This window comes from Fusibacter sp. JL298sf-3, assembly GCF_053842995.1.
Window position 1 is genome coordinate 2,869,700 of record NZ_CM132608.1, and the last position, 20,605, is coordinate 2,890,304.

Consider the following 20,605-nt stretch of genomic DNA (forward strand, 5'->3'; position numbering starts at 1 on the left):
TGGAGCGTCAACAGTAAAAAAATCAGTACAGTCAAAGACTGTACTGATTTTTTTTGTTGTGCGCTTAGCGTTGAAGCTTAAGGAAGATACCAAAAGCGGAAATCATGCTGCCGACGAGGAAATACCATTCGTAAGGCAATTGGCCTGTTTCAGGTAATGCCGGTCCAAGTGGCGTATCTTCATCGTCGATGTCTACAGTGTCCGTAGGTTCTTCTGGTGTGTCGGTATCCGTATCGGTACCCGGTCCGAGCGGTGTGTCTTCATCATCGATATCAATAGGTTCTTCGCCGTTTGAGTAGACGTAGGTGACTTCTATTGTACCGCTTTCAAATGCACCAGTGGCATTTGAAGGTGTTTCGACCAGTTCGTAGTCGGCAATGCTTCTTGCGGAAGTGCCGTAACCGGTACCGATTTCACCTGTAAAGCTGAAAGACGGTGCCAACGTGTTGCCTTCGGTATCGACGTAATTGACGATGACGGTGCCGGAAGGACCTGTTGGGTCCGGATCTGGATCTGGATTCGGGTCTGGATCCGGATCTGGGATAACCGGTGTTGGGTTGACGGTTGCGGTGGCCGTATCTTCGTCAGTAACTTCTAGGTCACCATAGTAGCCGTAGGCATTGACTTGATTGTCGTAAGTTCCGGCGACGGAAACGGTCACTGTGTAGTTAAAGGTCATACTTTCATCAGGCTTAAGCGGACTGTCAAACGTGTATTTCACAGTGCCATCTGTTAAGATCTCTGATGGTGCCGGATCGTAAGTTTTGATGCTCCCTGTCGGCGTTGTCAACGCATCGTTAAAGAAGATGCCGTCGAGAGTTCTGTTGCCGCTGTTTTTAATCACGACTTCGTATCGGATGGTTGCCCGTTGATTAGAAGCCAATGTAACCAGTGGTGTCAGCGCGGTCTTTGTGACTTCGATGCCCGGTGCATCTTTGGTACGGTTGTTTAAAATAACTGAAGTCGCTTCAAGTGCTCCGGATTCAAAGGTGATTTCTTCACCGTCGTACGAAACTTCAAAAGCTTCTAAAGTGGTGATTTCTTCAATGCGGTATGTGTTTTCTACGTTCAGATTCTCACGTACCACTGTCCAGTTGTTGTTTTCAGATAGAATCATTGTGGCGTCTTCTGCCACACCGTTGATGTAGAGCTGAACTTCAACTTGGTCAACAGGTGCTTGCATCGGTTCGCCTTCTTCGTCAAACCAACGTTTTTCAATCGTAAGCGAGCCCTTCTCAGGTGCGTACGCGTTGACGATGGTCAAGTCGACGGTTTCGTTTGGTACAAGGACAGGTGTCTCTGTGTTTTCTTCGTCGTAGAGGTCTAAGCCGCTACCACTTTCAGTTGCTTTGTAAGTGTACTTCACACCGCCAGGGCCGTAGACGTCAAGGCCTGTTAAAAGCATCGTCCAGTTGTCCTGAGCTGTGAGTGTAAAGGTTCTAATAAAGTTGTCGTCTATGACATCGCCGACCATTCTTTCAATTCGGATGTCGATGCTATCTGGCACTTGAACGCCATCTGAGACTTCCCATGATTTCACAAATCTCAAGTTGCCGACTTCTGGGATATACGTGTTGGTAATCGCAATTGAGCCAGGAGGAACGGTGCCGTTGGATTTGCTTGGGCTGTAGCTGTTGTTCGAAATTTCTGTGGTGTACTGTGTGACGGCGTGTTCTCTCACACTGTACGTTGAACCGAGGTCTAAATCTGTAAAGGTGTGTGAAGCTGTAAACGTCACAGTATCTACAACGGCATCGTCTTTTAATAAATCGACGGTGACTTCAGACGGTGGGTTCGGGTTGTTGCCGTGATTCCAAACTTTAGAAACGGTAAGGCTGCCCTTTGGATCGGTATAGGTGTTGGTGATTTCAACCGCTTGATTGTTTTCAAGAGTGAAGTCGTTAACACTGTAAGCACTGGTGTAGAACGGTACTGAAACTTCTGAAACTCTGTAGACAATATGCGTACCCGTTTCTAATCCGACAAACGTGTAACTCGGGTTATCTCGCGTCAAGGTTACCGTGCCAACGAGCTCTTCAACTGGTGCCGCTTGAATGGCTTCGGCAACAGAGGTTGTCGGTTGCTCTTCATTAGCCGGTTGCTCTTCACTAGCAGGTTGCTCTTCATTAGCAGGTTGCTCTTCATCAGCAGGCTGTTCTTCATCAGCCGGTTGTTCTTCATTAGCCGGTTGTTCTTCATCAGCCGGTTGTTCTTCATCAGCCGGTTGTTCTTCATCAGCCGGTTGTTCTTCATCAGCCGGTTGTTCTTCATTAGCCGGTTGTTCTTCATTAGCCGGTTGTTCTTCATCAGCCGGTTGTTCTTCATCAGCAGGCTGTTCTTCATCAGCCGGTTGTTCTTCATCAGCCGGTTGTTCTTCATCAGCTGGTTGTTCTTCATCAGCTGGTTGCTCTTCATCAGCAGGCTGTTCTTCGTCAGCTGGTTGTTCTTCATCAGCAGGCTGTTCTTCGTCAGCCGGTTGTTCTTCATCAGCAGGCTGTTCTTCGTCAGCAGGCTGTTCTTCATCAGCAGGCTGTTCTTCGTCAGCCGGTTGCTCTTCATCAGCAGGCTGTTCCGGTTCGACCGGTATTTCTAAGCTAACCGGCATGAGGTTTTGATGCACTGTTCTGTATAGAGAGACTTCAACTTGGTACGGTTGTTCAGCCTCTGGGTTGTTGCCATCGACCCAAGATTTGGTGATGGTAACGGTGCCTTTAGCGTAGGTGTTGGTTAAAGTCGCAGTCGCTTCTCTCGTGTTTGGACCATACGCGATACTGGTGCCACCTGTAGAGTAGACGATATTTTGCTCATAATTCGCAAATTTCTCAGCGTCTGTTGAACTTTCAGTGACATAATAGGTGTCGTTTAGAGGGAGTTCTTCAAACGTATATTGCCAATTGTTGCTTGCACTTAAGTTGATGGTGTCGATTGGACCATTTGAGCCGTAAAGGGTGACGTCGATACTCGCCGGTCTGACGAGGTCTGGTGAAACGTCTTCAACCCAGTTTTTCACGACGTTTAACTTACCGGTTGGGTTGTTAAATGTGTTCGTAATGTTCAGGGTTCCAGTGCGCTCGCCGTCGATGGTCAATTCAATCGGTGCGCTATAGGTAGTGGTGTAGTCGTCAACTGCGACTTCTTCCACCGTGTAAGTGCCAAATGGCAAGTTCTCCAAAGTGACTTCCCAAGCGCTTGATGAGAGTTCTACATCTTGTACAAAAGTACTGTCTCGGTAGAGCTTAGCGGTTATGGTTTCCGGTCTGAAAGCGAGGTGGTTGTTGTCTTCCGCCCACGCCTTTTTCACTGTAACAGTGGCAGTCGGTTCAACATAGGTGTTGTTAAACGTCACGCTGGCTTTTCGGCCGGCAACTGGTGAAAGTGTAATGGTTGCGCTCAGCGGATTGCCTGTGACGGTGTAGTCTTGTGGGACAACTTCTTCAATGGTATAAGTGCCAAAAGTTTCTGTCTGGTAAATCTTCTGCCAGTTGTCTGAGGTGTCGGGAACCATTGTGAGCATTTCTGTCCCGTTTGGACCGGTCAATTTAAATTGAAGTTGAGTCGGTCTTCTACCGGACGCGTTGTCGTCGTCTGACCAGTTTTTATTGATTTCAATGGTGCCGATTGGCGTGTTGTAATTGTTAGTGATCTCGACTTCCGTTTCCAGAGCTGTCGGTGTAAAAGTGAAAGTCGTTTGACTGTATTCAGCATCGTAATCCAATGGAATCGGTGTTTCGACGATGCGGTAGATTTTATTCAGATCCAAGCCACCGATGACCACAGGTGCTGTGCTCCCAGCAGAAATACCGTAGGCATCGCCGACTTTTTGCCATGTGTTTTCGGCAATTTTTTCTTGGAGTTCAAACGTAATGTCATATTTCGGACCATTGCCTGTCCAAGATTTGGTTACGGCAACAGACCCTTTTGGAGCGTATTGGTTGGTAAAAGTGACTGATGCGCTGGTATCGCCTCTGTTGATGAGAATCGGTTTACGCGCGCTGTTGTCGTAATTCCAAAATTCAGGGGCGGTATCGATTTCGTCTGCATAGTAAGTCACCTGACCATTTGCATCGAACTTAGAGTCTTCAATACTGAGTTGGGCGACTTTACTTGCTGTACCGGCACCTGAAACGGTAATGGCGTGAGGGCCGCTGACGAGGTTGCCGCCTGTCGGCGCATCGTAGAGGTTAATGGTAAAGGTGTTGTCACCAGTTACCGGCCCTGTGACCGTTTTGTTAATGGTGAGGGCGACTTCGGTGTTCGGCATAGTGAGGACGACCCAACCGTTGTTTGGTAGTGTCGTTTCGAGTAAACTGCCACGATTGTCTTCATACGGTGTGTATGGGTTGCCTTCATGTACTGTAAATTTCGACTTGGCGCTATCGTTGGTGTAGTGTGTTCCAGCAGACGCCGAGTCTTTAAGTTTGACTTTGATGATAACGGCGTTGACTTTCTCAGTGTCTACAGAAGTGGCGCCTGAGTCCATTGTTTTAAATTCATCTCCCGGGATGGTCCAAGTGAGTTTGCTGCCGTCTTGTGTGACGCCTGTAGGAAGGGCGCCGTCCACTTCAAAAGCGTCTCCGAGAACGTCCTCGATGACGACGTTTGAATAAGTGCCAGACGAGAGCTTTTCAATTGGTTTGACATTGATGTACGGGTCGATAATATCGACGATGATGTCGAGGAGCTCAGAAGCGCCGTCGACAGTGGTGCTGCTACCGTCAGACCAGTATTTGTGGTTGAAAGCATCGCCGCCTCTGTAATAGACAGTATTTGATTCTGTCGGCATGAGGGTGGCAATGGCGTAGGGTGATGTCCCAATTTCAAAACCAATGGTGTAGATGTCGAGGTTGGCGGTGGCGTTTTTCGCCTTCATGGCTTCTTTTACAGTCTCCCAGACGTGGTCACCACTGCTGTTTGCACCGTTTCCACCGCGGTATTCAGTTCCAAACATGTTTTTCTTGTAGTAGTAAGTTGGGTAGCCATCGCTCATAAGGATGATAATTGGTTTGCGAGAGGTGTCGGAACGGTTGGTCATCATTCTGCTGGCGTCTCTGAAAGCGTCCTGTGTAAATGTACCACCATCTGCCTCCAAGTCGTCGATCTTGTTTTCAAGCGTCGTCGCGTTGTTAGTGAAGTCGACGCGGTTGCTGTAATTGGCGTAAGAACTGAACGGCAAAATCGCCACGCGGTTGCCGTCGACACTTAGAATCTTGTCGATAGCCGATTTTGCGGCGTTTTTCATGGAAGTCATTCTGCCGTTGCTGCCCATTGAACCGGAGCGGTCCAGGACCAGTAAGACGTCGATGAGTTCCTGTGGATCGGGATTGTCCAGTTTGAAGTTTTGCCCGAGTGCGGTGAGTTTGATTTCAAAGTTGCCGTCGCCCATGTCGTAAACGGACTTATCGGTAAATACTTGTCCGTCAGAGAGCGCGGTCGGAAGAGGTGTTGGCGCATCGGCGCCAGAATCCGACAATATCGGCGTCAATGCCGCTGCAAAAGACAGTGGCGGCAAGGTGCCGACTATGAGCAGTAAGCTCAATAGAAGGGAAAAGATTTTTTTGGTTCGCATGTAAACACTCCTTTGCCAAAAAATTGATTTTGGCAGTCGGACGATCATCGTGGTAAACCACCTTAGACTCCAGACTTTGCGTCCCAAGCTTTCGCTAGGTTTGCCTTTTTCGTTACATGTAAAATAAGGATAGAGTTTTCTATCGGCATGTGTGTAAGAAATGGAATCCCCCAGTAGTCACAGATGATGTATGTATTGATTGATGGAATGCTTGGTAGGATTATCGGTATGACAATCACTTGTGAAAAACAGATGCCCCCAATTTCTAACTTGTATTTATTATAATACGCAATTTCAGCAAAAGTAAACCTTTGTTATTGATTTCACGATAGGAAAAGTAGATAAATTGGGCTTTTTCCATTATAATATTAAAAGAAATTCAACCTCAATAAAAAGATATGACAGGAGTAAGAGATGACTAGGCAGGAAATTGAAAAAAAGCGTTTTTGGTTTCGCGTGAGGGTACTCACAGTATTGGCACTAATTGTATTAGGAGGGCGATGGGCTTTTAAGGGGATTCAAAGTATGTTGTCAGAAGATGGACAAGTGCCGGCAGTGGCGGAACCCCCTATGGCAGAAGAAGCGCAGCCGGTAGTTGAGACACCGACTGTGGAGGCGGCTTTGCCTTTTGAAGAGGTGCCTTATTACACGTCAGAAAATGCCGAGCGGTATGAGGCATATGCTACGCGTTACCCTGAATACGACGATGCGCGTGTGGTGCGAGAGGTCAACATGAAGCTCGATTACGCATTTTACAGCGACGATGCCATTGAGCCGGCAGCGCAGATGAACACGCTTATGGTACTCTGCAACAAGTTCAATCAAATTCCTGCGGACTACAAAATCGAACAGTTGACTGATGTGCCGGCGTCCTATCATTTGAACGATTCGAAGACCTACAGACTCGACCAAAGAGCTTTAGATGCTTTTGTAGAGATGCACAGTGCGGCAAAAGCCGAGGGCGTGTCCTTGACCATTGTCTCTGCTTACAGGACACATGATTTTCAAAAACGCCTCTACGACAACTATGTGGCACGTAGTGGTAAATCTGAAGCCGATCGCTTTTCTGCGCGTCCGGGACATTCTGAACACGAGACTGGGCTCGCCATAGACCTCAACCAGATTGCCGAGCGGTTTGAAGATACGGAGGCCTTTCGATGGCTTTCTGACAACGCGCACACTTACGGCTATATTTTACGTTACCCAAAGGGACTTGAAGGGGAAACGGGGTATATGTATGAGCCCTGGCACTATCGATTTGTCGGAAGAGAAGTGGCAGAATTTATAAAAACAGAAGACATCACTTTTGACGCGTACCACGCCATGTACCTCGTCAATCCTTCAAAATAATTAAAACCCAGTGACGACGAAATGCCCTCTGTCACCTCGATGGAGGTCATTGCTTCTTCACTGGGTTTTTGTAATTTTCTGAAAAATGTAAGGGTTTAAGATGACGTTTCCGGCGATAATATGTTAAACTATAAAAAAATATTTTTTTATGGGGGATACATATGAAGGGGTATAAATGGCTTGTGATGGTACTTTTGTTGACGTTGGTCGGATGTCGGGGAACTGTTTTAGAAGCGCCTGAAGAAAAACCGTTAGGAGACGAACCCTATGCGGCAATGAACTGGATGCATTTTAAGAAGATGGCAATGGACGACTCGTATTACTATATCTCAGATGATGTTGTACATTCTGAAGAAATGTACCGGCTGAACAAAGTGAAACGCGATGGGACGACGCGAGAAGTGCTGCTGGATACAGGCGTGAGCTTTTTATGGGATAAAGACGACTGGCTGTACTTTGTTGCCCCCTTAGAAGAGGTTGGCGAATACGATAACCCTTATCGCGTTTATAAAATGAAGAAAGACAGCACTGAACTGACGCAAATTGAAAAGGCACCGTCTTCAGCGGCGTATCTCTATGAGGAGAAGCTTTATTATACGGTAGAACTGGATAATGCGCCCTTGAGGAATTTATGTGCTTACAATATTGTTACTGAGGAAAAGCATGTATTTGAAGACATCTACCCAAGAGATTATATGATAATTGGTTCGGGCCTTTACTATATGACTCATGGGTTCGATACACTTTGGTATTTAGATTTAGAGACTTTGGAAAACAAAGTGTTTTCAGATGAGATTGCCACATTTGGTGGTGTATTCAACATCATAGATGATTATTTTTATGCGAACTGGAATCGATACAATCTCGAGACAATGGAAGTGGAGCCTTTAGGCACCGGTGGGCGCGCTGTTCAATACGAAGAAGAGGGTGCCTATCATATATACTACCGAGAGCCAGAAAAGCAAGATATGGACGATTACACCGTATGCTACACCGATTACGTTTCAGGGGAAACTCAGGTGTTTGACGTGCCGCTAATTGTATCTAACAACTATCTGATGCGCATGGAGGACTGGCTTTACTTCCACGCACGTCCAAAAGAAAAAGACAGTGTGTACCATTGGTACCGCATCCAAATTGATGGGAGCGGCCTTGAGAAAGTCGAACTATCTGAAAATGTAGAGCGTAACCAGTCGAAATCACATACGAAAGAGTTTAGTAGTGAGCCCCATGAGACAGTTCCAGAAGGCGCGCTATTAGTTGTAGACGGCGCACCGTACGATATTGAACAGGTTTTGATGCTAACAGAAGCAGAGCGGTTGAATGTCGGCATAACAAATGAGTTAGTGGAGCACTTTATAGAAGGTCTGCCGCCGCAAATCTATGACAATCATATCGATCTAATAGAGTCATGGACTCAGACTTCTAAAAATACCGTAGACTTCGCTGAGGAATGGGGACCTACCGAAAAGTTACCTGATGCGGCAATGAACTGGATGCATCATAAGACGATGGCAATAGATAAGGCGTATCGCTACATTTCAGTCACATTGGAGGGCAGAGAAATGTTTTACAAAGTGAGCCTAGACGGCAAACAGCAGCAGGTGCTTATGGATTCAGGGGTACGCTTTATCTGGGAAAAAGGAGCGTGGCTGTATTTTGTTGCGCCTATTGGCGAGGTCGAATGGTATGGTAGCCTAGATAGGGTGTGCAAAATGAAAAAAGACGGTACAGAGTTTGCCGTGATTGAAACAGATCCCTCCACAGGGGCGTATTTGTCGGGTGATTGGTTGTACTACATTGTACAGTCTAACAGCGTAGGCAGTTGGATGTTGCACGGTTACAACACAACGACTGGTGAAAAGAAAGAGGTGGCGGGGGTTTCGCCCTACTACTATGTGGTTTTCGGTCAAAAGCTTTATTACATCGATAGCTATACCGGAAATTTTGAAATGAGGAACTTGGAAACGGGAAAAGAGTACACTTATGAATGGGGGAACGAGTCGGATAGGCCTTCACGGTTCAGAGTCGACCGCAATACTTATAAAATCAATTGGAGGTGTGTGGATGTAAGAACTCAAGGGCAACGGTTGCTGGGGCTTGGGAGTGAAATGGTTTGGTATGATGAAACTTGCGCTTATTTTATTGATAAGGCTGAAGGGGAGAGTAGAAATAAACTTTGTCGCATCGTGTATGAAACGGGCAAAACGGATTGCTACGATATGCCATTGGAGATTTCCGATGAGATGTTAATGTGTCTAAACGATAGGCTCTACTTTTATGCGAAGGCTTCAGATAAAGGTGATTCTTTCAATTTGTACTGTATTCAGACCGATGGGACAGGCCTCGAAAAAATAGTGCTACCTCAAAGCACGCAGGATACAAGTCCCCCGAAAGAAGTGGCAGATGATGGTACTGAGTATGCTCAAGGAGAAACTTATGGCGAAGTTGGTCGCGTGGTAAATGGGGTGCTCTACGGTATGGAGGATATCATTGCAATGCCTTATTTCATAAGGGAAAATTATGGTATACCCACAGAAGATGTTTTGCGGATAATTGAAATGCTCTCACCGGAAATGCGAGAGAAAAATAAATTGCCTCTTGATGAAGTAGCGCGGACAGTAGGGGGAGAACAAGCGTATCTAAAGGCTCACCCGCTGATTCGTTACATTGAAGTGAAGTCGCCGCCAATTGAGCCGGTTCTTCCTTTGTCAAACGACTAGTGAAAAGGAGTGCTCATATGAAAAAATACAGTTGCATATTACTTTTAATGTTGCTTCTTCTAAGTGGCTGCCAAAGCACCGGTGAAGAAAAAACGTTAGGAGACGAACCCTATGCGGCAATGAACTGGATGCATTTTAAGAAGATGGCAATAGACGACTCGTATTACTACATCTCAGACGATGTTGTACATTCTGAAGAAATGTACCGGCTGAACAAAGTGAAACGCGATGGAACGACGCGAGAAGTGCTGCTGGATACTGGCGTGAGCTTTTTATGGGATAAAGACGACTGGCTGTACTTTGTCGCTCCCTTAGAAGAGGTTGGCGAATACGATAACCCTTATCGCGTTTATAAGATGAGAAAAGATGGCACTGAACTGACGCAAATTGAAAAGGCACCGTCTTCAGCGGCGTATCTCTATGGGGAGAAGCTTTATTATACGGTAGAACTGGATAATGCGCCCTTGAGGAATTTATGTGCTTACAATATTGTTACTGAGGAAAAGCATGTATTTGAAGACATATACCCAAGAGATTATATGATAATTGGTTCGGGCCTTTACTATATGACTCATGGGTTCGATACACTTTGGTATTTAGATTTAGAGACTTTGGAAAACAAAGTGTTTTCAGATACAATAATCACGGGCGGGAGTGTATTCAACATCATAGACGACTTTTTTTACACAAACTGGAACCGATACAATCTCGATACAATGGAAGTGGAGTCTTTAGGCACTGGTGGGCGCGCTGTTCAATACGAAGAAAAGGGTGCCTATCATATATACTACCGAGAGCCAGAAAAGCAAGATATGGACGATTACACCGTATGCTACACCGATTACGCTTCAGGGGAAACTCAGGTGTTTGACGTGCCGCTAATTGTATCTAACAACTATCTGATGCGTATGGAGGACTGGCTTTACTTCCATGCACGTCCAAAAGAAAAAGACAGTGTGTACCATTGGTACCGCATCCGAATTGATGGGAGCGGCCTTGAGAAAGTCGAACTATCAGAAACGCAGTAAGCCTATCTGTCACTACAAAAAACAGCCCCTTTCCGCAGAAAGGGGCTGTTTTAAAATGGGTGTTTAGAGCGCTTCAAAGTAAATTTCACCGACATTGACATCGAGGTCGAGTTGATAGTCGGCGTCTTCTTTAGCGCCGTTGAGGAAGTAGGTGTTGTCATTATCCACTAGGTAAGAGAAGCCTTTGAGGTGAATCTCCGATGTGTACTTGTTCAAATCGGTTTCAACAGCTGCGACGAGTGTTGTAGGCGCTGTGACTTTAATATCGCCGGTGTCAGTGTCCATATTGGCGTCGAGTCCCTTAGAGAAGTCGCCGGAGAGTATCGTCTTGATGTCGCCCACGTTGGAAACTTCTCTCACAGAAAGTTTTTCGTCGAAAGTGCCTGCCAGTTCCACGGTGATATCGCCGACATTGGTGTCGTTGTCAATTTGAGTAAGCGCTTTGTAATCGCCTTTGAGAACGACTTTGACGTCGCCCACATCACCAGTTGTCTTAACCAGTTCCAACGCTTCGGATTGATCCAAGATTACTTGGGTGTCGCCGACATTGGAGTGGAGTTCAATACGTGTGAAAGTCAGGGCATCGCCTGTAAGACTTTGGTCGCCCACATCAATAGTCGTGTAAAACTCTGTCGCCAGTTCTTTTGGCAGGCGGAGGGTTACCTTGCTGTTTTGGACGGCGTTGTTCAGTTTAAACTTCGGCGCGTTTTTAAAGCGGATGGTAAGGGTATCGCCGTCTTCTTTGGTGTCCATATCGGCGAGAAGTTCTTCTTTGTTGGCTTTTTGGTCGAAATACACCGTATCGTCATCGCTTTCGAGAACCGTCAAATCGGTGACCGTCATTTCCACTTCGATTTTCAGCGTTTTAAATCCTTCAGTGGATTGCTCATAAGACTGCTCTTGGTCGAGTTCTTGAGACGTGGCGTCCGCTATTTTATCAAGCGTGTTTTCTGCAGCCTTTTCCAGCTGGCAGCCGGCAAATAGGATGAGAACCATTGAAAGTGTAAGTAAGTATTTAATCCATTTCATTATGAATGCCTCCTTTTTAATTAAGTTCATTATACCGTTTGAGCGCTTCAAAAGGGTTAGAGTGAGATTAAAAATAACTTAAATTTTGTTTTTTGAAACGAAGCTGTTATAATAATGTCAGAATTAAAATACAATTGAAGGAGGCAGCCGAGTGAAACAAGCGACAAAAGCGCAGTGGCAAGCACTTTATGACATTGCCTACGATATACAAAAACTCAAGCCGTGGGAAGTCTACGGCGATATTGAACTCATCGGTTTGACGCCGCGAGGGTTTAGCGATTCGTTCTACATCAGCGTTATGGGCATGGAAGGCGAGTTTAAAGAGGTTGTCGTCTACATGGGCATCGAAGGGTTTAGAGACTTTTACAGGCTCATTGCCTCGGAACAGCTGGGCATCCCGCCGCGATACGCCTTTTACGAACAAACGTATCTCAGCTGTCAGTACGAACCTGTAGAGCGTTTGACCTCGGAACAGGCCGAGGCCGCTCAGATGCTCCTTGGAGAAGCGGTGTATGGCAGCGTCCCCGTCTTCGAATCGTTTAAAAAAGGGTACGAGCCCTCTGAACTGGATGAACTCGCAGTGCTCTTAATGACGCATCTGTTGCACGAACTGAAAAAAGTGCTTGAAGATACAGAAATAAAATCCCAGTGCCGTTACGGCTCTGGCGAATATGTTCACAGACGCTATGAGATGCCGCTGGGGACTTATGTACACGCCATAGATGCCCTACCGCTGGACTTAAACCTCGTCGAGGAAATTGAAGTAACGGATCAACTGCTTGTCAAACGGGTGGAAAAACAGCCGGAGAGCGCTTATTCCGTTGAAGTCGACATCGATTACGCCCCACTGAGCGTAGAGGGGGTTGACGGCAATCGACGGATACAGCCTAAAATGCTCGTCATCTGTGACAGCGAAAGCGGCGATGTGCTCGGACACGAAAGCATCGGTCCAGACATGGACGAAATCGCCATTGTTTTAAAAAAACTTTCTGAAGTAATTATGGCACAGGGGAAGATGGAAGCGGTCTATGTGCAAAATGCCATTGTAGAGGGCATGATCGGCGACCTCTGCGACAAGACGGGCATACAGCTTGGATTCGTTCCCAACTTGCCGCAAATCAACTCTTTTTTAGAGGCGTTTTACCGCTCTATTGAAGATGAAAATGCTTAGGCTGTTGGTTAAAACTCAAAAAGTCACCACCGATGTTTGTCGGAAGGTGACTTTTTTGTGCCCTGTTGAGGGGGAAATCTACTCTTGTTGAATCAAGGTTTCAAATGTCGTATGAAGTGGTACTTCAAGTGGGACGCCTGCCTTAGTAAAGACCGTATTCAGAGCTTTAAGCGTCTTATAAAGGTTCTCTTCAGAACAGCCCTCACCCATATGACCCATTCTAAACACATGCCCTTTTAAATAGTCGATACCGCCGCCAATCATAATTCCGTAGTCGTTCACGAGGGTGTTGAACAGCGTTTCAAAGGCGATTTCAGAAGGGACCATAACGGTTGTCACTGTGTTGGCATGGCCCTCTTGAGCATAGAGCTCCAAACCGGCTTTTTCAAATGCACCGCGTACAGCCTCGGCCATTTCTCTGTGACGTGCGACGAATCGACCATCTTCTAAAAGCACCTGTACGGCTTCATCGAGTTGGTAGATGGCGCTAATCGGCTGTGTATAGGGGAACCACTGATCTGCCACGCAGTTTTTGAACAGCGTCAAATTGGTGTAGAAGCCCGGAAATGGTGTCTGCCTGTTTTCCATGTGGTGCCATGCTTTTTCACCGATACTCATCAGCGTCAATCCAGGCGCTGCCGAAAGACATTTTTGCGTACCGGCGATGACGACGTCCATTTCCCACGCATCGGTTTCCAGTTCTTCCCCTCCCAGTGCTGAGACGGCGTCTACTACGGATAAGATACCGTAGCGACTGAGCAACGGGCAGAGTTTGTCGACGGGGTTGGTAATTCCCGACGGGGTTTCACAGTGTACCAGCGTGGCCAGCTTAAAGTGGTGGTCGGCTTCTAAGAAGCTCTCGAGAACCTCTTCAGTGACGGCTTTTCGATAATCCGCCTTGAGGGTGACGACTTCAGCGCCATACATCTTCGCAAAATCGCCAAAGCCTTTTCCGAACACGCCGTTGTCTATACAGAGGACGCGGTCTCCAGGCTCAATTAGCGATGCACAAGCGGCTTCAAGTCCTAAAATGGCCTCTCCGGAGAGTACCACTACGTCGTTTTGCGTTTTAAAGAGCGTTTTAAGCCGGTCTAAGACGACACCGTGGTACTGAAAATAGCGCGCGTCTAAATCCGGATTGGTAATAGGGCGCGCAGCCGCATGGCGCACGCGTTCGTTTATTGCTGTGGGACCGGGGGTCATCAGCATAGGCGTCTTAAAAGTCATAATCGTCTACCTCCCCATGGCTTTCATAATCATTGGTGCGACAAAGAGTGCAAGTGTACCGAACACCAGCTGGATAACATCGCCGGGAATCGAAGTCAGCGGTGTAATCCAGTTATGGTATAAAATAACTTCTGTGATGTAGTAGCCCGGAATCATCCAGAGGCTTGCGAGCAGGATGCCCAATGCGTTTCTAAAGAAGCTCTTACCTTCAGCGCCACCGGAATAGGCGATAGCACCGACGATGTAGCCCATAACCCCTCTAATGACAAAGGTGAACGGTGCCCAAAGATACCAGCCGCCGACGATGTCAAAAAGGCCCATACCAAAAGCGCCGGCAAGTGCCCCCTTGTTTTTACCAAATAAAATTGCAGACAAAAACAGCGCGACGTTACCCATGTGAATCAACCCACCTTTAAGTGAAACCGGCAGCTGAATATTGATAAACAATGTCGAGACAAAAACCAGCGCAATGAGCAAACCGGTGAGCACGATGTCTTTTACAGCAATCTGCGTGTGTTTCGATGATTTAACCATAGCAATCCCTCACTTTACATTTTTCTTACTTCTATTATATAAGGAATTTGTCATTGGCCAAATGGTTAATTGTCCGTTTTTCAATCGGGTCACTTGGAAGGCCCTTTTATGTAAAAACCCCCGACATCAGTTGTCAGGGGGTGTGTCTGTACCGTGATACAGTGCGCGCTCTTGTAGCTGCGCGTATATGGCTTGGATTTCCTTGTAAGCTTCTGTGGTACTCGCGTAAGCTTCTCCTTGAGGCGTCATAAAGTAATCTCTTAGAAAAAGGGGGGCGCGGCTGGCAAGGCGGTCGATGGCCTCGTAAATTGGCGGTTTGTTAAGTCCCGCCTGTTCCAGAAGCACCGGGCTCATAAACGATGCGTTTTTAAGCGGTTGTTCACCGGTTTCAATCGGGTAGTTGGCCCAAAGCACATACGGCACCGTCGTCATGCGCAAGTCGTCTTTTAAGGCTTCAGACGATTCGTCGTCGATGTAGCCCGTCTCGCGGTAAACGGCGTAGTCGTCTCCGAGCATCGGCAAATGGTCGCCAAAGAACAGCACCAGTGTCGGCTCATCCATTTTTCTGAGCGATTCAACCAGATGCCTAAGTGCCGTTTCCGAATGGGAAATGCCCTGTGTGTAAGTGGACAAGAGCGTTTCGGAAGCCTCAGTAAGCGGTGTGCGCACTGCGATGGGGTCTTCGTAACGGTTGTCGTCGTAAGGACCGTGGTTTTGCATGGTCACTGTATAGTTAAACACGGGCTTTTCCTCTTGTTCAATGAGTTTTAGAAGTTCGTTTGTCACGACGGCGTCGGATATAAAAGGCTGGTAATCGCTTTCGTCCAGCGTCGGTGCCAACTCCTCTATGGAAATAAAGGCGTCGAAGCCCAAAAGTGGATAAACTTCGTTACGACGGTAGTACCATGGGTAATAAGGATGTAAGGCAACTGTTTTATAGCCGTACGTCTTAAAGGCTGTGGCCAGCGACGGGTGCGGTTCGAAGATTTCTTCCCGATACACCATATGCCAATCGTAAGGGAAATTTTTGATGCTCATTCCCGTGAGAACCTCGTACTCCGTATTGGCAGTGCCACCGCCGAATACCGGAACATAGAGTTCGCCGTATTGACTCTCGGTCTTTAACTGGTCGAAGTAGTGCAGCGGGTCGTATTCGAACTCGACGCCGAGTTTTCGCACATCCCAAAAGGATTCGCTCATAATCACGAGGACATTGGGTTTCACTTTCGGCGCCACTTTCTGCCAGCGGTCTTGGTCTAGGATCGGCGCAATTTTCTCATGGGCTTTCTCGACGATGGCGTCATCGATTTTCGGCGTCGGTCGCGTGCTGTTTGACAGCGAGTAAATAAACCCGGCGTCCCACGCATCCATATCGTTTGTATAGGCGAGTTGGCCAAAGGTGAGAATGACGACGCTTAAAAGACAGGCGATGTGTATCGGCTTTTTATAGTCTTCAAACTTGACAATCCCAAAGAGCTTTTTAAAGAGTTTCAACGAGCCGTAAACCAATGGTACGGCCAAGACGATAAGGACCAGCGTCTTGGTGTTGATGAGCTTCGGCAGAAGCACCCAGACTTCCTTTAAAAGAAAAATGTCTTCAAAGACCAGAGGGGTGCTCCTAAGGCTAAACTTATTGGCATTTGCTATGCCAAGTGATAAACTGGTAATAGTGACGAGCCATATGGCCAGATAGGGTCTTTTCGTTAAATAAGTCAACAGCGCTGTGGCGGCGATTAAAAACGCGAGGTTCATAAGTGCCGGCAACGGATTGTGCCACAACCAACTGAAAATTGCGCTGGGACTGAGGCGGAACATGAATTCGTTGACGAAAATGAGTACGACGAGTAGTGTCAGTATGCTCAGACATTGTTTCCATTTAGATTGCATGATGGTCACCTCTTTCGCAAATATGCATTCATTATAATTATAATCTTCTTTGAGAGTCCTGTAAAGTTTGTAAGCATTTTGACATAATGATGTAAAAATTGGGTAAAAGAAACTTTATAATATGGCAATTGGAGGGGCACATGCAAAGAGAAGAGGAACTGCAACGGTTGAAACAGAGCTATGATATATTTTTTATGAAGTCGCCTATCAATTATGCGGTATTGAACTCAGAATACCGCATTGTAGATTTTAATATAGCTTTTGAAGCCACTTTTGGCGTAGAACGCAACTGTGAGCACATTTTTACGAATTTTGTGGAGTTCGACGACCAAAGCAACATCCGCCAGTTTTTTGAAGAGGTTCAAGCGCAAATGAGACCGCAAGAGATTTTGGTGAAAATGACCGACGGCATGCACGCTTACGATATTAAAATTATCTGTAGGCCGGTGCTGGATCGAGAGGAAATGACGTATTATTGTGCTTTAATCGATGTGACCAATGAACTCAGTGCCATTCAAACAGTGGATTTTTTAAGTGTCCACGATCAGTTGACGGGTCTTTACAATCGACAGTACTTTGAAGAAAAGCTGAGTTTACTTAAACGCAATCGCACCCTGCCCATTGCTATGATTATGGGCGATGTGCTGGCCTTAAAAAAAATCAACGGCAACCACGGGTTTGACACGGGCAATCAAGTGCTGTATGCCATCGGCGTGCTCTTAAAGGAAAAAGTGCGCGGCGACGACATTGTTGCCAGAGTAGGGGAAGACGCTTTTGCCGTTTTGCTCGCCAGTACCACAGAAGAAGAAGTGAAAGCCCTCGTCCACCGACTTGAACTCTGTTTTGAAGACCTGGTTGTTCGCGGCATTCACGTGGACGTCATCTGGGCCTACAATGTCATGTCAGATGCGCAGGACTCATTGCTTGACTTCGTTCAATGCACTGAAATCGCAGTAATGAATAAAAAATCCAGTATAAAAAAAGGAGATCATCATGACAATACTCGTAACGGGGTTTGACCCCTTTGGCGGAGAATCCATCAACCCGGCGATTGAGGCCGTTAAACGCTTGCCGGACACCGTGGCAGGTGCCACCGTAATTAAAGAAATGCTACCGACTGTCTTTAAAACAAGTGGCGAGGTTTTGCGCGGGCTGATTGAGCAGCATGCACCGGATGTGGTCATCTGCGTGGGTCAGGCGGGAGGCCGCTCACACATCACCGTGGAGCGCGTGGCCATTAATGTCGACGACGCGCGCATTGCAGACAACAGCGGGGAAGCGCCTATTGACGAAGCGATTGTAGCTGAAGGCCCAGCCGCTTATATGACGACGTTGCCGCTAAAAGCGATGGTGGCACATATGAAAGACCAAGGGGTGCCGGCGAGTGTGTCTAATTCAGCAGGCACTTTCGTGTGCAATCACATTATGTACGTGGCGCTTCACGAGGCGCAATTAGCTGAAAAGCCATTTAAAGCCGGTTTTATTCACATTCCGTTTTTGCCGGATCAAGTGCTTGAAAGAGCCGGAGTGGCGTCGATGCCGCTTGAAACAATTGTAAAAGGCTTGACACATGCTGTCGAAGCAGCAGTTCAAATAAAAGAAGACATTAAAACAACTGGAGGCACTATTTGTTAAAGGAGGTTGCCGATGAGATGGGTACCATTTGATGAAATGGAACAGTTTATGACAGAGGTTTTCATCAATGCAGGCGTTCCAGAGAACGATGCAAAACTCTGTGCAAAGGTGTTGATAGAATCCGACAAACGCGGGATTGATTCACATGGCATCGGGCGCCTTAAACCGATTTATATCGATAGAATCAACGGGGGGATTATCGATCCCGTAACGCGTATAGACGTCGTCAGAGAGGGGCCGACTACAGCGGTTTTAGACGGCAACAACGGCATGGGGCAGGTGGTGTCTCAAAAGGCTATGGAAATGGCCATAGACAAGGCCAAGCAGTATGGTATGGGCATGGTGGCTGTTCGCAATTCTAATCACTACGGCATTGCCGGGTATTACGCGACAATGGCGACGCAAGAAGGGCTTATCGGTATCACAGGGACCAATGCGCGACCGTCAATTGCACCGACTTTCGGCGTCGAGAACATGCTGGGAACCAACCCGTTGACGATTGGCATCCCCACTGATGAAGCTTTTCCTTTTGTCCTCGACTGTGCGACGAGTATTTCTCAGCGGGGTAAAATCGAAGTGTATCAGCGCGAAGGAAAGGCGCTTCCCGAGGGTTGGGTCATCGGTGCCGATGGCTCTGCCCGAATGGATACAGAACAAATTTTAGCGGATCTCGTCACAGGTGGCGCCGCTTTGGCACCACTTGGTGGTATTGGTGAAGAACTGGGCGGTTACAAAGGGTATGGCTACGCGACAGTGGTTGAAATTCTATCGGCTGCGCTTCAAGGCGGCGCCTTTTTAAAAGCGCTCTCAGGTGTGAGAAATGGTGAAAAAGTGCCGTATGCGCTGGGACATTTCTTTATGGCTATAGATGTTCGCGCCTTTACAGAACTGGAGACCTTTCAAAAGACGACAGGCGATATTTTACGTGCACTTAGGGCGTCTAAGAGAGCACCGGGACACGACCGCATCTACACAGCCGGAGAAAAAGAATACTGCGCCTATCTCGATCGCAAAGAGAAAGGTGTTCCCATAACAGAGGCACTTGAAAAGGACATTCGTGCGTTAAAAACACTTTACGGTGTAGAGGTGTAGGGGCGAGGAGGCAACTGTGAGATCAAAAAAAATCAAGTGGCTCGTCGGGGGTTGGATACTGACCATTTTAGCGGTAACCGTCGTGGCATTTGTCAGTGCTCAAGAAGGTGTAAAAGAAAAGCTGGGCAGCGGCGTCGAGTTACTCGCCTTGAACATCGCTCAGAACACCAAGGTGACACCGGCTAAAGTAGCGACGTTAAAGTCAATTGAATACGATGATTTGGTGGATGATCCTACAAACAGAGCGTTTGAGGAGAAGGCACGCGTTTTAATGGCGCGTTCGGAAATCCAGTACATCTATGTGGAGGTACTCGCATCGGAGACACCTTATGCGGTGTTAGAGGGAGAGACTTCTATCTATGAGGCCCGTGAGGGCACACCACTTGATGTTATGTACCTCTTAGACGCAGTTCCCAATGAAGTCGATCGATTTTTGGATGAAGGCACGCGGCCTTTTGCAGACAAGAGCCGCTATTCGGTTTTGAGTACTGCCGGACAAAGACTCCATGGCGTTAGGGTGAGTAGTTACTATGTCGCCGAGGACAAGTGGGGGAAATATATCAGCGGCTATGCGCCCTTTTACGACACTGCGGGCAACTACGTCGGCATGCTCGGCGTCGACTTAGATTTTGCTGTTTACCAGCGTCAACTGACCAAATACTTAATTTTTATCGGGATTTTTGTAACCACCAATCTGTTGATGCTCATTTGGGTTCTATACCTTGTTTTTAAGGTCGATCGCCACGTGGCGATCTCCAGTGTGGACACGTTGACGCGGGTATACAACCGAGGCCGTATATGGGAACTTTTGATAGAGAAGTGGTATGTGGCCAAACAAGGGCAATCGCCACTGGCGGTGTTGATTTTAGACATTGACTATTTTAAGGAATACAACGATTACTATGGGCACATTGCAGGAGACGAAGTGCTCAAAAAGTTGGCACTTGTTTTCAGGCGATTTGCCGAAACGCATGGCGGTTGCGTCGGACGCTACGGCGGTGACGAGTTTATTTTTCTCTTGCCGGAGTTATTGCCGGACGACTGTGAGGCGTCGCTCAAGAAACTTTTCCGAGAGATTAAGGCCTTGAAGATTCCGCATCTCAACTCGTCGGTTTCCGATTGCGTGAGTGTGAGTATCGGCGGGGTTGTAACTGTGCCGCGTCTACATGCGACGCCGGAAGAGGCATTTGATATTGCCGATGCGGTATTGTACGAAGTGAAACAAGCCGGGCGCAATCAGTACAAGATGAAAGCGCTCCACTAGAGTAAGAAAGTGAAAACCGACGTACGTCGGTTTTTTTGCTGTGCCCGGGGGGACGGTTCTTTTGTGTCGTCTTGCGATATGAGAGAGGCCGCTAGCTAT

At 47.2% G+C, this 20,605-nt stretch carries 13 protein-coding genes and 1 riboswitch; of the genes, 8 read left to right on the plus strand and 5 right to left on the minus strand.

All coding sequences use genetic code 11. The features are described 5' to 3' along the window. Positions 1 to 64: 64 nt before the first annotated feature. Positions 65 to 5,566: a Cna B-type domain-containing protein gene (locus tag ACR6HW_RS13560; RefSeq protein WP_455728260.1), complete on the minus strand. Its 5,502-nt coding sequence runs from the start codon at positions 5,564 to 5,566 to the stop codon at positions 65 to 67. A 28-nt stretch (positions 5,567 to 5,594) separates the two neighbouring features. Next, positions 5,595 to 5,681: riboswitch (cyclic di-GMP riboswitch) on the minus strand. A gap of 299 nt (positions 5,682 to 5,980) precedes the next feature. Between ACR6HW_RS13560 and ACR6HW_RS13565 the strand changes: the two genes are divergently transcribed. From ACR6HW_RS13565 to ACR6HW_RS13575, 3 genes are all read left to right on the plus strand, one after another. Further along, positions 5,981 to 6,916 (plus strand): M15 family metallopeptidase, encoded by a 936-nt coding sequence (locus ACR6HW_RS13565; protein ID WP_455728261.1) that lies wholly within the window; start codon positions 5,981 to 5,983, stop codon positions 6,914 to 6,916. Between the two features lie 161 nt (positions 6,917 to 7,077). After that, positions 7,078 to 9,639 (plus strand): DUF5050 domain-containing protein, encoded by a 2,562-nt coding sequence (locus tag ACR6HW_RS13570; RefSeq protein WP_455728262.1) that lies wholly within the window; start codon positions 7,078 to 7,080, stop codon positions 9,637 to 9,639. A 17-nt stretch (positions 9,640 to 9,656) separates the two neighbouring features. Beyond that, positions 9,657 to 10,667 (plus strand): DUF5050 domain-containing protein, encoded by a 1,011-nt coding sequence (locus tag ACR6HW_RS13575; protein WP_455728263.1) that lies wholly within the window; start codon positions 9,657 to 9,659, stop codon positions 10,665 to 10,667. A 63-nt stretch (positions 10,668 to 10,730) separates the two neighbouring features. Here the strand turns inward: ACR6HW_RS13575 and ACR6HW_RS13580 are convergent, their stop codons facing one another. After that, on the minus strand, positions 10,731 to 11,696 hold the full coding sequence (locus tag ACR6HW_RS13580) for a DUF4097 family beta strand repeat-containing protein (RefSeq protein ID WP_455728264.1): 966 nt from the start codon (positions 11,694 to 11,696) through the stop codon (positions 10,731 to 10,733). 151 nt (positions 11,697 to 11,847) lie between these two features. Here ACR6HW_RS13580 and ACR6HW_RS13585 point away from each other — a divergent pair, with 151 nt between their 5' ends. Further along, entirely contained in the window at positions 11,848 to 12,867 is a 1,020-nt protein-coding gene (locus ACR6HW_RS13585; protein WP_455728265.1) for a DUF7309 domain-containing protein, read from the plus strand. 78 nt (positions 12,868 to 12,945) lie between these two features. On the opposite strand, the gene ACR6HW_RS13590 is transcribed toward ACR6HW_RS13585, so the two are convergent. From ACR6HW_RS13590 to ACR6HW_RS13600, 3 genes are all read right to left on the minus strand, one after another. Next, positions 12,946 to 14,094 carry a pyridoxal-phosphate-dependent aminotransferase family protein gene (locus ACR6HW_RS13590; protein WP_455728266.1) on the minus strand — a complete coding sequence of 383 codons (1,149 nt, stop codon included), beginning with the start codon at positions 14,092 to 14,094 and terminating at the stop codon, positions 12,946 to 12,948. A gap of 6 nt (positions 14,095 to 14,100) precedes the next feature. Then, positions 14,101 to 14,628: an ECF transporter S component gene (locus ACR6HW_RS13595; protein ID WP_455728267.1), complete on the minus strand. Its 528-nt coding sequence runs from the start codon at positions 14,626 to 14,628 to the stop codon at positions 14,101 to 14,103. 126 nt (positions 14,629 to 14,754) lie between these two features. Beyond that, entirely contained in the window at positions 14,755 to 16,515 is a 1,761-nt protein-coding gene (locus tag ACR6HW_RS13600) for an LTA synthase family protein (protein WP_455728268.1), read from the minus strand. A gap of 140 nt (positions 16,516 to 16,655) precedes the next feature. Between ACR6HW_RS13600 and ACR6HW_RS13605 the strand changes: the two genes are divergently transcribed. Genes ACR6HW_RS13605 through ACR6HW_RS13620 form a run of 4 tightly spaced genes read left to right on the plus strand, consistent with a single transcriptional unit; the run spans position 16,656 to position 20,506 of the window. Continuing rightward, complete coding sequence (locus tag ACR6HW_RS13605; RefSeq protein WP_455728269.1) at positions 16,656 to 17,534, plus strand: sensor domain-containing diguanylate cyclase; 879 nt, start codon at positions 16,656 to 16,658, stop codon at positions 17,532 to 17,534. After that, positions 17,509 to 18,150 carry a pyroglutamyl-peptidase I gene (gene pcp / locus ACR6HW_RS13610; protein ID WP_455728270.1) on the plus strand — a complete coding sequence of 214 codons (642 nt, stop codon included), beginning with the start codon at positions 17,509 to 17,511 and terminating at the stop codon, positions 18,148 to 18,150. The genes ACR6HW_RS13605 and pcp overlap by 26 nt, the downstream gene beginning before the upstream one ends. Positions 18,151 to 18,162: 12 nt before the next feature. Continuing rightward, positions 18,163 to 19,242 carry an Ldh family oxidoreductase gene (locus ACR6HW_RS13615; RefSeq protein ID WP_455728271.1) on the plus strand — a complete coding sequence of 360 codons (1,080 nt, stop codon included), beginning with the start codon at positions 18,163 to 18,165 and terminating at the stop codon, positions 19,240 to 19,242. A gap of 16 nt (positions 19,243 to 19,258) precedes the next feature. Beyond that, a complete protein-coding gene (locus ACR6HW_RS13620) occupies positions 19,259 to 20,506 on the plus strand; it encodes a diguanylate cyclase (protein ID WP_455728272.1) in 1,248 nt (415 codons plus the stop codon). The last annotated feature ends 99 nt before the right edge of the window (positions 20,507 to 20,605 follow it).

Bases quoted from the DNA above. Each gene is read 5' to 3' on its own strand.
- ACR6HW_RS13560 (WP_455728260.1), bottom strand. From the start codon at position 5,566: ATGCGAACCAAAAAAATCTTTTCCCTTCTATTGAGCTTACTGCTCATA.
- ACR6HW_RS13570 (WP_455728262.1), top strand. From the start codon at position 7,078: ATGAAGGGGTATAAATGGCTTGTGATGGTACTTTTGTTGACGTTGGTC.
- ACR6HW_RS13580 (WP_455728264.1), bottom strand. From the start codon at position 11,696: ATGAAATGGATTAAATACTTACTTACACTTTCAATGGTTCTCATCCTA.
- ACR6HW_RS13595 (WP_455728267.1), bottom strand. From the start codon at position 14,628: ATGGTTAAATCATCGAAACACACGCAGATTGCTGTAAAAGACATCGTG.
- ACR6HW_RS13565 (WP_455728261.1), top strand. From the start codon at position 5,981: ATGACTAGGCAGGAAATTGAAAAAAAGCGTTTTTGGTTTCGCGTGAGG.
- ACR6HW_RS13590 (WP_455728266.1), bottom strand. From the start codon at position 14,094: ATGACTTTTAAGACGCCTATGCTGATGACCCCCGGTCCCACAGCAATA.
- ACR6HW_RS13615 (WP_455728271.1), top strand. From the start codon at position 18,163: ATGAGATGGGTACCATTTGATGAAATGGAACAGTTTATGACAGAGGTT.
- ACR6HW_RS13600 (WP_455728268.1), bottom strand. From the start codon at position 16,515: ATGCAATCTAAATGGAAACAATGTCTGAGCATACTGACACTACTCGTC.
- ACR6HW_RS13575 (WP_455728263.1), top strand. From the start codon at position 9,657: ATGAAAAAATACAGTTGCATATTACTTTTAATGTTGCTTCTTCTAAGT.
- ACR6HW_RS13605 (WP_455728269.1), top strand. From the start codon at position 16,656: ATGCAAAGAGAAGAGGAACTGCAACGGTTGAAACAGAGCTATGATATA.
- pcp (WP_455728270.1), top strand. From the start codon at position 17,509: ATGACAATACTCGTAACGGGGTTTGACCCCTTTGGCGGAGAATCCATC.